Genomic DNA, 11973 nt, shown 5'->3' on the forward strand with positions numbered 1-11973 from the left:
CATCCCTGTAACTTTGCTTTCGCTATTTGTCTCCAATTAAGTTATTTAACGCGTACCGGGTTTCAACCCAGCTTAGGCAGGAGTGAATATTAGGCTCGAGGGGTGGCTTGATCATTGACTTCGGTCAATTTCCCCCAAATCCAGCCCCATAAAGGGAAAAAGCTTAGATAAAAAGCTCTTTATGCTTCGTTTTGAGGCGACTCAAAGTCTCGGGGGAGAGATTTAGATAGGCTGCCAGCTCCTTTTTTGGGAGGAGCTCAAATAGGTTCTCGTATTTACGCAAGAAACGCTCTACCCGGCCGGGGGCATCCAACATATGCAGGGTAATGGTATGAGCCATGATCTCGCTCATGAGGCGCATGACCTCAAACTCGAAGCTTTCCTTGAGCAGCTTATGCTCTTCAAGAAACTCCGCCCATTTTTTGAGGGGCATCCTGGCTACACGGGTCTTGGTAACACAAGCAATACTGTAGGGGGCTGCCGTTTTCAGGCGCCACGCCGCATAACTCGTTTCAATATCTTTTTCAATAGCAAAGCGCAAAATCATCTCTTTGGCATCGGGGCTAGAAACAATGCGCTTCAAAATACCGTCAAGGACAAAGTACTGCTCCATCTGATGATCACCCTGGTGCAGGAGAATCTCTGATTTCTTAAGGTCTGATATCTCTAGATGGCGCTCTAAATCAGCCATGGCTACCGGATCCAAGCTTTTAAGCACTGAGTTTTGGCTTAGCTGTAAACGAATCAGATTTTTTTCGGGGTGCTTATCTAATACTGTCATGAATCCTTAATCCTATAGCTTCTATTGTAGGCTTTTTAAGAATCCCTAGATAAAATATTGCATCGCAACAAAATAGTGCTAACGCCTCAGATTTTCATACACCTTGATTCAAGTTGAGATAGTTAATGAGCTCAAACTCACCGAAGCCGATAACTTGCTTAGGCCAGTCATCCATATCACTCAAGACCCCAGAGTTGCTTTGTGACAAAAAATGGAGTGCCTTTATAACACCCGCATGAGTAATCAAAATCAATTGATCAGCATCTCTAAGTTCGTACAGTATTGATTTAACTCTATCAATAAATCCGCATACAGACTCCTTGCCACCAAAAAAATAATTTGGAAATTCTTGGACCCATATATCAATTTCAGTCTTGGGAATATCACTCCAAAACAGCCCCTCCCAAATACCAAAATTGAATTCATTCAATCTACTATCGCTATGAATAGTGGCTTCAGGCCTAAATCTATGTATGGCTTTTGCCAAATCCAGAGATCGAATCAGGCTTGAGCAATAAATTGGCAAGCCCTTTGGCAGCTGACTAGAAATAGCTTGGGCCAAGACATCCAATTGTGATCTATCAATCTCAAGGTCAAGTTGTCCGTAGCAAACACCGTTAGCTACAAGAGGTTTGGGGTGGCGAACGGCCCAAATTTTCATAAGGCTAGCGACGGAGGAATAAGTAATAGGCCCAAATAAAAACCTATTTCTGTGGCTTGCTGAATGGCGCCCAAAACATCGCCATTAACGCCACCCAACTTGATATGAACTATCCTTATTATTAGCAATAAAACAACTGTGCTCGCAACAATACCTCCAACCCATACCCAACTTGTATAACAAAAATAAATTATTAAAAATAAAATTGCAGACCACAGAGTGCCAATCATGAAGATAGTAAGACGTGGGCCAGTAAACATCGCCACCGATTTAGAAAAAACTTTATCACCAGAGTAAGGTAGCCATGTCATGGCAACTAATACTAAAAATCTGGAAAGAATACTTGCTGCAACAATAGCAAAAAATGTGAGTGATAAACTGACTTGTGCAAGGACGGATAAGAAAATAAATTTACCTAAGATAGTAAGAGTTAGCGCCACCGAACCATAGGTACCAACTCTAGAATCTTTCATAATTTCGAGAGCCTTTTCTCGAGTAAAGGCGCCGCCCAAGCCGTCGACTAAATCTGCCAACCCATCCTCATGCAAAGCCCCAGTTATCAGTATTGACACAACAATAGTCATGAAGATGGCAATCCAATAGTTGCCTGCATAATTTGGCAAGAGCTCTATAAATATAAAGAATATTGTTGCGGAAAATAATCCTACTAGAGCTCCAATCAAAGGCAAGTAAGCAGAGCTTCGAGCCAAATGTGCATCGCTAAATCCCACCCAATGAGCCAAATTCCCAGTAATTGGGATTCTGGTGAAGAACTGAAGTGCTAATAGGAAGTGGCGTATTGAGTTCACGATAAAGAGATTATGACTTGCGAGAAACGCCAGCAGATTCAAAACTGGCCATCTCATTCAGGATTAAGCAAGCAGATTGAATTAGCGGCCAAGCAAGCATTGCGCCAGACCCTTCCCCCAACCTAAGTCCCAAATCAATTAGCGGCTTAGCTTTCAGTCTATCAAGCATCAATACATGACCTTTTTCCCCGGATTGGTGAGTAAAGATGCAATAGTCCAATACGGCACTATCAATCTTAGAAGCTACCAATACGGCAGAGCTCACAATAAAACCGTCCACTAGGATTACTCTTTTCTCAGCTGCCGCTTTGAAAATAGAGCCCACCATGGTGGCAATTTCGAAACCACCTAATGCAGCCAAGACCTCAAAGGGATCATTTACGTGATGATGACGATCCAGGGCCTCAGAGAGCACTTGTACTTTTCGCTTAATTGCTTCAGTGTCCAAACCAGTTCCAGCACCAGCACACAAGGTAATGTCAATATTCTCCAGTTTTGAAAATAACAAAGAAGCTGCAGAGGTATTGCCTATCCCCATTTCACCAAGTATCAGCACATTACCTGGTAGCTCCGCAACAATTTGCATGCCAATTGCAATACATTGAATCACCTGAGAACATGACATTGCTGATCCCGCAGATGAATCTGCAGTTCCTTTGCCCACCTTTTTGATCAATAGCCTGTCTCTAGGCTCAAAATCGTGATTAACCCCACAATCAATCACTGTCATATTGATTTGATGTTGGCGGGCCAAAACACTTACAGCCGCACCATCAGCTAAGAAATTCTCAACCATTTCCCACGTCACATCACTCGGAAATGCAGATACCCCCCTAGCTACAATGCCATGGTCACCCGCATAAACAACAAGTTGAGGTTTAATTAACTTTGGCTCTGAAGTTTGTTGAATCTGGCCAATCCTAATGGCCAAATCCTCAAGACGCCCCAGAGAGCCAACAGGCTTGGTCTTATTGTTTATCTTTTTTTGTAGTTCAACTAACAATTCGGAATCTTTAATAGACCCAATTTTAGGTAAGGTTATGTTCATCAGATCCTATTTAATAAGGGTTTCAAAGTAATCAGGATCAACCGTAATACTTTGCTGGAGATGTAGTGCTAGACCATCAAAAATAGAATGCAAATGAGTAAAATTACTTCCAAATAGGGCTTGAATGACATTCTCATTTTCAAATAAGCCATGCAAATAAATCCCCAGAACATTTCCCCGTGCATTAATCCAAGCGCAGTTTGGGAGCAACTCAATTACAGCATTGGAAACTTTATCAATTTCCATTATTTCTGTTTTGCCATGATGAATTTCATAGCCAGAAACATTAAGAAAAGATAAAGGCTTCCAAAGACCGGGCACAGATGTGAATCTTATTTCGGATTTTTTGACAAGCTTATCTTTCTCAAAGCATGTTTTTATTGGCAGTAGTTGAATCCCCTCGCCTGCCCCATCAATACAGTAAGGGTCCTCTAATAAGTAGCCTAACATTTGTAGCCCACCGCAAATTCCTAAAATAGATTTACCTGCACTGGAGTGAGCAAAAATATACCTATCAAGATTTTGTTTTTTTAGCCAATCTAAATCTGAACTAGTATGCTTTGAACCAGGCAAGATAATTAAATCCACATCCCTTATATCAGAGGAGCCCCGGACCCAGATTAAATTAATATTAGAGATATTTTTTAGGGCCTGAAATTCATCTAAGTTACTGATGTGGGGATAAACAACTATTGCAATACTGAAAGTAGCATGGATCCGGTCAATGAAATGCGCATCAAATACTCCATCCTCCTCAGGTAAGCCATGATTAGGTAACATGGGTACTACTGCAACAACTGGAACTCCACATAGCTCTCTTAACTTCTCAGGTCCTGGCGATAGTAAATTGGTGTCACCCCTAAATTTATTTAACAGAAAACCTGAAATCAGAGATTGATTTTCTTCTCCAAGCAGCATCCAAGTACCATAGAGATGAGCAAATGCTCCTCCGCGGTCAATATCTGAGACTATCACACAGCGTGCACCCACATAACGTGCGACTCTCATATTCACGATATCGCTAGGCATCAAATTAATTTCAGCAGGTGATCCAGCGCCCTCAATGACGACAATATCGTTTCTTTCGATTAACCAATCTAATGAGGATTTTATAGAGGGCCAGACCTGTTCCGATCTCTCTCTCCATGGAACCTGTGACAGCTCTTGATTTACTTTGCCTAATAGAATGACCTGACTTTTATTATCAGCTTCTGGTTTAAGTAGTACTGGATTCATTTGAACAATAGGTTCTGCATTTGCAGCTAACGCCTGAAAATATTGAGCAGATCCAATTTCTCCCTGTTGATTCCCAATACCAACTACACGAGCATTGTTACTCATATTTTGGGCCTTAAAAGGTGCTACTTTATATCCAAGCTGAGCATACATACGACACAAAGCTGTAGTAATCCAGCTTTTTCCGGCCCCACTTGAAGTCCCCAACACCATGATGCACTTAGCTGTCATTTCTCCCCAATCGATATGACGGCATCTAATAATTTATCTTGTATCACAGGTGGCATAACAGCCATTCGAAAGTGATCAGCCAAACCAAAGGAGTTTGTATCACGTAATTTAACGCCATGACCTCTTAATTGTGATTGGAATTTAGATACATTTTTCTTCTGTGGATTGACGCAAAAGAAATTGCCAACACTATGCAAAGGTAACCAACCCATCTTTTTACACACATCAATCTGCCTAACTTTCCAGTCTCGCAACGTATCCAGAGACGCATTTAGCCAAACTTCAGATCGAGTGTCTGCCCATATAGACAACATAGCCACTCCATGCGCACCCAAAACCCATGAACTTGTCATGGCATTCAATTCGTGAATTATTTTTTGTGAATTTATAGGGGCAATAATGTATGCGCCTCTGATTCCAGTCATACCCAAGGACTTATTGGGCGACCACATCTGCCACACAGAATCTAATTGTGACTGATTTAATGCTAAATGACCTTCTAGCCTTAAGGGCTCATAAGCAAGATCTAAGACCGTAATTTGCTCAGACCCTAATGAGGTAATAAGCGTTTGTATATCAGCAAGGGGTCGACCAAGAGGGCTCGATGGGTCACAAAGCCAGATTAATTTAGCCTCCATAATATTTTTTGTGCCTTCAAGATTCCAAACAATTGCTGCATTTTGATAATCTCCATAGCAATATTCAGGTTGCCAAACCTTTGCTGGGGAATGCATTTTGCCCTCAAAAGACTGCCTTGCTACATATGCAGATACTCGAAAAATAAATTCACTTGCACTCCCTGCAATCAATACTCGCTCTGGATCAACTTGATGCCTAGTTGCTAAAAGTTGGCGTAATTCAACATATTCTGGGTCGGGGTAACATTGAAAATTTGATTGATGAATTGCGCTTAGTATGAAATCTGGAGTACCCACGCTATTTGCATTGCTAGAAAAATCATAAGAAGGCACCCCTTCACTGTCAGGCCCTCCATGAATACGTTTAGAAAGAGCTATACGGCCCGTATTATTCAAAAAGAACCTCTATCAATAATAGGCAGCAGATCAAAGAAATAAGCAGAATGATCTTATTGCCAATATGACAAGCAGCTTTGATATCACCAGCATTTGGCACCCTACCCGAAGGATTTAATTCGTAAACTCCAGACTTACTTAACTTGAGCCCCAATACCAATGCCATGGCACCCATAGGCCATCCACCATTTGGTGATGGAGTCTTTCTTGATTCGTTCAGCAAAGCCCTAAAACGAAATATCCTGCCAATGAAAAAGATTAGCAGGGCTGTTAAGACCGCAGGAATCCATGACAAAACATCATCTACTTTTGCAGCAAACTTTCCAAACCACTCCCAGTAGAATCCATTTCTAGTGGATCTATATCCCCACATAGCATCAGCAGTATTTGTAAACCGATACAGCGCAGCCGCAGGTAGGCCGCCAATAATAAACCAAAATAATGGCGCAATCACAGAGTCATTTAAATTTTCAGAAAGAGTTTCAATAGCACTTTCACGAACCTGTATAACAGTCAATAATTCAACATTACGACTCACCAATCGACTTACCTGCTCTCTTCCACAATCCAAGGAATCATCTAATGCAAAGGAGACTGCCAATACTTCATTCCTTAACATGCGCCAGGAAAGAAGAGAACTCAAAATGATGCCCGTTAGAAAGCTGTCAAGATAGAAATTAAAGGAATTAAATATCCAAACAAAGCAGCCTACAGTAGCGATAGTGATTATTGCGCCCAATGTCCAAAGCAAAGTCCCTTTTAAAAAATACAAGGACGATCTTTTGAAGCATTTTTCAGCATAAGTGGGGGCGAAATTAACTGCAGCCCAGTTTAAGAAAACTCCCATGGCAATTACGGGATGAAGATAATTTGGAGGTTCGCCATAAAACCAATCAACAGCTAGTGCAATCACTATGGAAAGAGCAATAAATTGGATGGCAGATTGATCCATATCGTTAATCAAGAAAGCAAGACTTGGCCGCCCCTAATCTTCAATGCCTCGCTGTGCAGGTATACCCGCATTAAATGCATGCTTAATTTTTGTCATTTCAGTTACCGTATCAGCGATTTCAACAATCTCTTGCGGACACCTTCTTCCAGTAAGACAGACATGAACTTCTTTTGGACGATCCCGAAGAGTTTTCAATACCTCATTCAAGTCTAACCAGCCATAAATCAATGGGTAGGTAATTTCATCCAGGACTACTAAAAAATAATCGCCCGAAAGAATCGCTTGTTTAGCTTTATCCCAACCATCTCTAGCTAATTTGCCTGAGTTATCAAGATCCTTGCTCTTCCAACTAAAACCATCCCCCAATCCTTCGATCGTAATTCCAATGGCTTCGAAGGCTCGATGCTCGCCAAATCTTGCTGTAGGAACCTTCATAAACTGATAAACCTTTACCTTTTTGCCGCGACCATGAGCGCGAATAGCCAAGCCTAAGGCTGCGGTACTTTTTCCTTTTCCATCACCGGTATTGACAATGATTAATCCTCGTCGCTCTCCTTCAGCTTTGTCATACGGCTTCTCTGTAGGTGGAATTTCAATTTCCATAAATTATGCTTTCCCTTGGCTATTTATTTAGCATTATTCAAATAAAACAACAAAATCATTCATCAGCGGATAAATCTTTATCCTATGATCAAAGACTTTTTCAATGTCTCGATGTAAATCTAAATCTTGACTTGAACTTCGATTGATTACCTTACCTTTATCCATAATGACGATGTCATCAGAATGAAGTGCAAAGGAAATTTCATGTAAGACTGTGATAACAGTTTTATTGCTGTTAACTAATTCCCTGATTAAATTCAGGCAATCCGCCTGGTGGGGAGGATCAAGATTATTCAGCGGCTCATCCATCATCAAAATCTGAGCATCAACAGCTAGGGCTCGTGCTATCAAAACTCGCTGACGCTCACCTCCAGAAAGCTCCTCTACGGACCTTTCTACCCAAGCCTCTGCTTGCACTTGCTTTAGCGCATTCAATACAGCAAAATGATCTTCTTTAGATGGGCTACCAATCCATGACTGATAAGGGAGTCTGCCAAGCATCACTAAATCATAAACAGACATATCTCCATTAATCACCTCACTCTGACCTAGCCAAGAGATTAGCCTTGCTCTTGATTTTGTAGATAGGTCCTGAATATCATGCTCAAATACCGCCGTCTTATAGGGCCCTTGAATGAGTCCAGCAAGGACGCGCAATAAAGTGGACTTTCCGGCACCATTAGGCCCAACAATAGATGTCCATTTGCCTCGCGAGATCTCTAGACTAACTTGATCAACCGCAGTAATTGTGCCTAGATTTACTGAAGCATTCTCAACTCGTATGGCGCTACATTGATTGGGCGTGGGACTCATTGAAACCCCCTAACTTTTGCGCTATACATCAGCCAGAGTAAATATCCCCCGCCTAACACCGCAGTTAAAACACCAACGGGCAATTCTTGAGGGGCTATTAAATATCGGGACAATACATCCGCCGCAAGCAAGACCAATCCGCCCATCATTGCAGAAAGCAATAACAATCTTGAATGATTAACACGGATGAGTGAACGCACGAGATGAGGGGAAACTAAACCCACAAATGCCACTAGGCCAACCTGTGCAACCGCAGCTCCCGTGGCCAAAGAAATCACTCCAATTAAAGCAATTCGCGTAAGGTCCAATTTCAAGCCTAAACTTACTGCTGTTGTCTCGCCTAAAACAAGACCATCTAATACTTTACTCAATAAAACTCCAGTAATCAGAGAAATAAGCAATGCACCGAACATCACGAAACATGCATTCCAGCCCACAAATCCTGTGGAGCCAAGAAGGAATGCCTGCATTGCCTGCAAAATTTCCGGCGACATTAAGGTCACAATAGAACTCATTGCACCAAATATGACGCCTACAATGACCCCCGATAAGAGTAAGCGCAAGGAATTTTGTACCCCCCTTGCAAGTATTAAAGTTAAGAGTACAGCAACTACAGCGCCAATAAAAGCAGCGCCCGTCAAACCGAGGCGCACTAGCCAATATGTTGCGAAAGGACTACCGCCAAAGAGCATCAGACTGATAGCCACTGCAAAAGAGGCACCAGAAGCGCTACCCAATAAATAAGGATCAGCTAAAGGATTTCTAAATAATCCTTGCGCTATTGCGCCTGTCAAACCGAGTAACGCTCCTGCTAAAAAAGCCCCAATCGACCTAGGCAAGCGAATTTCCCAAATTATTTTGGCTGCTACTGGATCGGTAAAAGAGTTAATTATTGTTTTTAGTCCTGTACTACCTACAGCAACCCCACACAAAATGAGCGCTAAGCCCAAGCCGAGCAATAACAGGAGACAAACCACAAAGGCTCTAGATGTTGATTTTTTATCTAAGATCATGAGATCAATATCAATGAGTTTGTCGTAGAAATTTTTTGCTAGACAAGCAATCGACTATTGCCATAGCACCCTCAGCCATTCTTGGACCAGGACGAATGATGACATCTGCATCGCTCTCCTTAAAAACACATACATTCCCGTTTTTTATTGCGTCTAATTGAGCCCATCCTGGACGATCATTCATGCCAATATAATTTCGATCGCCCACCATAATCACATCGGGATTTAAGCTCACAACAAATTCAGGGCTAATTTTTGGAAAAGGGCCTAACGAGGCCGGCATAATATTTACTAACCCTAGGCGTCCCAATGTTTCACCGATGAAAGAGTTGGGGCCAGCAGCGTACGGTGCGCGATTAACCTCAAAGTAAACCTTCGCTTTAGCAACACCAGGCGGCAATAATTTAGATGCTTTTTCAACGCCCAAATCAATATCATCCCAAATTTTTTGCGCATCTCTTTTTGGTACTCCCAGTATTAAGGCTAACTTTTCAATAGTTCTCCTCACATCTGCGTAGCTCTTGGAATCAAGAGAAAATACTGGGATCCCCAAACTTTTCATACGCTCGCTAGCCCTAGGGGATGATCCCACCAAAACTAAGTCTGGATTTAAAGAAATAATTGCTTCAATATTTGGATCCAGACCACCACCCAATTTTGGCAGATTTGTAATACTTTTAGGCCAATTTGAATAGCGATCAACTCCAATTAGCTGAGCGCATCTCCCTAAAATACATACACTCTCTGTAATAGAGGGAAGCATACTCACAATCCTTTTTGGCGGCTCTTTGAACTGCAGTATTTGACCATGATCATCAATCACCTCATAGGCAAAAGATGAGCTCACAAAAAGTAATGCGAGACATGAGTATATGAATTTCATTATCCCCCCTTAATCATGAGAGGCACTCCCGCAACCATCAAAGTAACTTGATCACAAATTTTCGCGATTCTTTGATTTAAGATTCCGAGCTCATCTACGAATTGCCGTGTCTCACGACCCATTGGGGTAACGCCCATACTAATTTCGTTACTAACAAATATTACGGGGCCTGGAGCGCTTTTTACAGAATCAAGGAGGTCGCTTATAGCTGCTGTGACATTTTCAGATCCAATGGCAGCCAATTTTGGATGGGGCATTAGTAAGTTAGTTAGCCAAATGGTTAAGCAGTCGATCACAATTAAGTGGTTAACGGTTGACTGTTCCCCAATCACCCTACCAAGATGAATTGGCTCCTCTATTAATTGCATGGTAGGAATTTTTTGAGCGCGATCGTATTGATGTCTTTTGATTTTTGAGCACATTTCATCATCAAGGGCTTGAGCAGTAGCAACTAGTACAGCAGTTCTAGCGGAAGACCCGACCAACCACTCTTTGGTCAAAACTTCTGCACGAGCTGACTTTCCACTCTTCTGACCTCCCACGATGAGATGAGATCCCATTAATAAGTTAGCGCTCATAACTTATTTTTCGGAAGGAAAAGTGATGCTGTTGCTTCGTAATTTGATGAGAACCAAGCATGGAAATAGCTTGCCCTGATCGATCCACTTTGATAGAGCGCCTCACCAGGAGTATCACTATTCATTTTTTTTGAGGCATATTGACTCACCGGCATATCCGTGTCACAAACCGAGTAATGGAAAGTGTGCCCACGCAAAATGCCATGCTCAAACTCCATAAATTGAGCGCCCAATCCACCTAATTTTCTCTGCATGAGGATGGATCCCTTTAGAAATCCCCACATTGGATGACTAACTCCATCTGGCGATATTAATTGTTCAAATAAGCACATCATTCCACCGCATTCAGCCCATATTGGAGTATCTTGTTCAATTAGCTCCCCCAGACTATTGCGCATAGAAATATTGGTATAAAGGCGATCTAGATGAAGCTCGGGATATCCGCCCGGAAGCCAAAGAGCATCGCACTTAGGGGCCCGTTCATCATTTAACAGGGAAAAAAAGGTGAGGTCTGCTCCTAATTTTTTTAATGCTTCAAGATTGGCTTCGTAAATAAAGCAGAAAGCCTCATCTCTAGCAATGGCAATGGTTTTCCCCGACAACAAAGGCTTAATTAATTTATCGTTATCTGGCTTTTCAAATTTAACATTCCATTTTTTAAAATCTTCAATAGACATGCTAGCTAGGGTCGTTTTTTCCAAAGCATCAGCGAAGGCATCAACTCTTTGCAAACCATCCTCGAGCTCATTTGTTATAACTAATCCCAAATGCCTCTCGGGAATCTCTAGATCAGATTTATGAAATACCGCGCCATTCCAATCCTCAATGTCTCGGATAGCAGACTTGAGCATTTGCGCATGACCATCTGAAGCTACACGATTTGCTAAAACACCTGCCCACGGCAACTCTTCTTGATATGTTTTTAGCCCATGGGCTAGCGCCCCAAAGGTACCCGCCATCGAACTTGCGTCTATAACGGTCAGGACTGGTATTTGAAAATGGATAGCGAGCTGAGCAGCACTGGGCTCCCCATCATATAAACCCATTGCACCTTCAATCAAAATTAAGTCAGATTCCTTTGCGGCTGTATATAGACTATTTCTACAATAATCCTCGCCAGTCATCCACATATCCAACTGATAAACAGGTTGACTACTAGCTATGCTTAGCCAATATGGATCAATAAAATCAGGACCATACTTAAAGACCCGAATTTTCATACCTCTACGGGCAAGTAAGCGTGCAATTCCACAAGTAATAGTCGTTTTTCCCTGACCAGAGGCTGGCGCAGAAATCAGAATGGCAGGACATACTTGAGTGGAATACATCTG

At 42.0% G+C, this 11973-nt stretch carries 13 protein-coding genes; all 13 read right to left on the reverse strand.

Annotated elements, in window-relative coordinates:
- Positions 1 to 163 precede the first annotated feature (163 nt).
- Positions 164 to 781 carry a Crp/Fnr family transcriptional regulator gene (locus ICN41_RS04805; RefSeq protein WP_216291674.1) on the reverse strand — a complete coding sequence of 206 codons (618 nt, stop codon included), beginning with the start codon at positions 779 to 781 and terminating at the stop codon, positions 164 to 166.
- 94 nt (positions 782 to 875) lie between these two features.
- Positions 876 to 1442, reverse strand: a complete 567-nt coding sequence (locus ICN41_RS04810) for a histidine phosphatase family protein (RefSeq protein WP_216291675.1) — start codon at positions 1440 to 1442, stop codon at positions 876 to 878.
- Positions 1439 to 2293 (reverse strand): adenosylcobinamide-GDP ribazoletransferase, encoded by an 855-nt coding sequence (locus ICN41_RS04815; protein ID WP_255537899.1) that lies wholly within the window; start codon positions 2291 to 2293, stop codon positions 1439 to 1441. Before ICN41_RS04815 ends, ICN41_RS04810 begins: the two co-directional genes overlap by 4 nt.
- Entirely contained in the window at positions 2262 to 3299 is a 1038-nt protein-coding gene (gene cobT, locus ICN41_RS04820; protein ID WP_216291677.1) for a nicotinate-nucleotide--dimethylbenzimidazole phosphoribosyltransferase, read from the reverse strand. The genes ICN41_RS04815 and cobT overlap by 32 nt, the downstream gene beginning before the upstream one ends.
- 6 nt (positions 3300 to 3305) lie before the next feature.
- On the reverse strand, positions 3306 to 4766 hold the full coding sequence (locus tag ICN41_RS04825; RefSeq protein WP_216291678.1) for a cobyric acid synthase: 1461 nt from the start codon (positions 4764 to 4766) through the stop codon (positions 3306 to 3308).
- A complete protein-coding gene (locus tag ICN41_RS04830) occupies positions 4763 to 5800 on the reverse strand; it encodes an aminotransferase class I/II-fold pyridoxal phosphate-dependent enzyme (protein WP_216291679.1) in 1038 nt (345 codons plus the stop codon). The genes ICN41_RS04825 and ICN41_RS04830 overlap by 4 nt, the downstream gene beginning before the upstream one ends.
- Positions 5793 to 6752 (reverse strand): adenosylcobinamide-phosphate synthase CbiB, encoded by a 960-nt coding sequence (gene cbiB, locus ICN41_RS04835; RefSeq protein ID WP_216291680.1) that lies wholly within the window; start codon positions 6750 to 6752, stop codon positions 5793 to 5795. The genes ICN41_RS04830 and cbiB overlap by 8 nt, the downstream gene beginning before the upstream one ends.
- 33 nt (positions 6753 to 6785) lie before the next feature.
- A complete protein-coding gene (cobO, locus tag ICN41_RS04840; protein WP_216291681.1) occupies positions 6786 to 7355 on the reverse strand; it encodes a cob(I)yrinic acid a,c-diamide adenosyltransferase in 570 nt (189 codons plus the stop codon).
- A gap of 33 nt (positions 7356 to 7388) precedes the next feature.
- Entirely contained in the window at positions 7389 to 8168 is a 780-nt protein-coding gene (locus tag ICN41_RS04845) for an ABC transporter ATP-binding protein (protein ID WP_216291682.1), read from the reverse strand.
- Complete coding sequence (locus ICN41_RS04850; RefSeq protein WP_216291683.1) at positions 8165 to 9181, reverse strand: iron ABC transporter permease; 1017 nt, start codon at positions 9179 to 9181, stop codon at positions 8165 to 8167. The genes ICN41_RS04845 and ICN41_RS04850 overlap by 4 nt, the downstream gene beginning before the upstream one ends.
- 10 nt (positions 9182 to 9191) lie before the next feature.
- Entirely contained in the window at positions 9192 to 10064 is an 873-nt protein-coding gene (locus ICN41_RS04855; RefSeq protein WP_216291684.1) for an ABC transporter substrate-binding protein, read from the reverse strand.
- The gene (locus ICN41_RS04860; RefSeq protein WP_216291685.1) at positions 10064 to 10642 is read right to left on the reverse strand and encodes a bifunctional adenosylcobinamide kinase/adenosylcobinamide-phosphate guanylyltransferase; all 579 of its coding nucleotides are present in this window, start codon (positions 10640 to 10642) and stop codon (positions 10064 to 10066) included. Before ICN41_RS04860 ends, ICN41_RS04855 begins: the two co-directional genes overlap by 1 nt.
- Complete coding sequence (locus ICN41_RS04865) at positions 10639 to 11970, reverse strand: cobyrinate a,c-diamide synthase (RefSeq protein WP_216291686.1); 1332 nt, start codon at positions 11968 to 11970, stop codon at positions 10639 to 10641. Before ICN41_RS04865 ends, ICN41_RS04860 begins: the two co-directional genes overlap by 4 nt.
- Between the last annotated feature and the right edge of the window lie 3 nt (positions 11971 to 11973).

It is taken from the genome of Polynucleobacter sp. 15G-AUS-farblos (genome assembly GCF_018882445.1).
Classification (GTDB): domain Bacteria; phylum Pseudomonadota; class Gammaproteobacteria; order Burkholderiales; family Burkholderiaceae; genus Polynucleobacter.

Coding starts and splice junctions, on each gene's coding strand:
- ICN41_RS04805 (WP_216291674.1), bottom strand. CDS start 781: ATGACAGTATTAGATAAGCACCCCGAAAAAAATCTGATTCGTTTACAG.
- ICN41_RS04810 (WP_216291675.1), bottom strand. CDS start 1,442: ATGAAAATTTGGGCCGTTCGCCACCCCAAACCTCTTGTAGCTAACGGT.
- cobT (WP_216291677.1), bottom strand. CDS start 3,299: ATGAACATAACCTTACCTAAAATTGGGTCTATTAAAGATTCCGAATTG.
- ICN41_RS04825 (WP_216291678.1), bottom strand. CDS start 4,766: ATGACAGCTAAGTGCATCATGGTGTTGGGGACTTCAAGTGGGGCCGGA.
- cbiB (WP_216291680.1), bottom strand. CDS start 6,752: ATGGATCAATCTGCCATCCAATTTATTGCTCTTTCCATAGTGATTGCA.
- cobO (WP_216291681.1), bottom strand. CDS start 7,355: ATGGAAATTGAAATTCCACCTACAGAGAAGCCGTATGACAAAGCTGAA.
- ICN41_RS04845 (WP_216291682.1), bottom strand. CDS start 8,168: ATGAGTCCCACGCCCAATCAATGTAGCGCCATACGAGTTGAGAATGCT.
- ICN41_RS04850 (WP_216291683.1), bottom strand. CDS start 9,181: ATGATCTTAGATAAAAAATCAACATCTAGAGCCTTTGTGGTTTGTCTC.
- ICN41_RS04855 (WP_216291684.1), bottom strand. CDS start 10,064: ATGAAATTCATATACTCATGTCTCGCATTACTTTTTGTGAGCTCATCT.
- ICN41_RS04860 (WP_216291685.1), bottom strand. CDS start 10,642: ATGAGCGCTAACTTATTAATGGGATCTCATCTCATCGTGGGAGGTCAG.
- ICN41_RS04865 (WP_216291686.1), bottom strand. CDS start 11,970: ATGTATTCCACTCAAGTATGTCCTGCCATTCTGATTTCTGCGCCAGCC.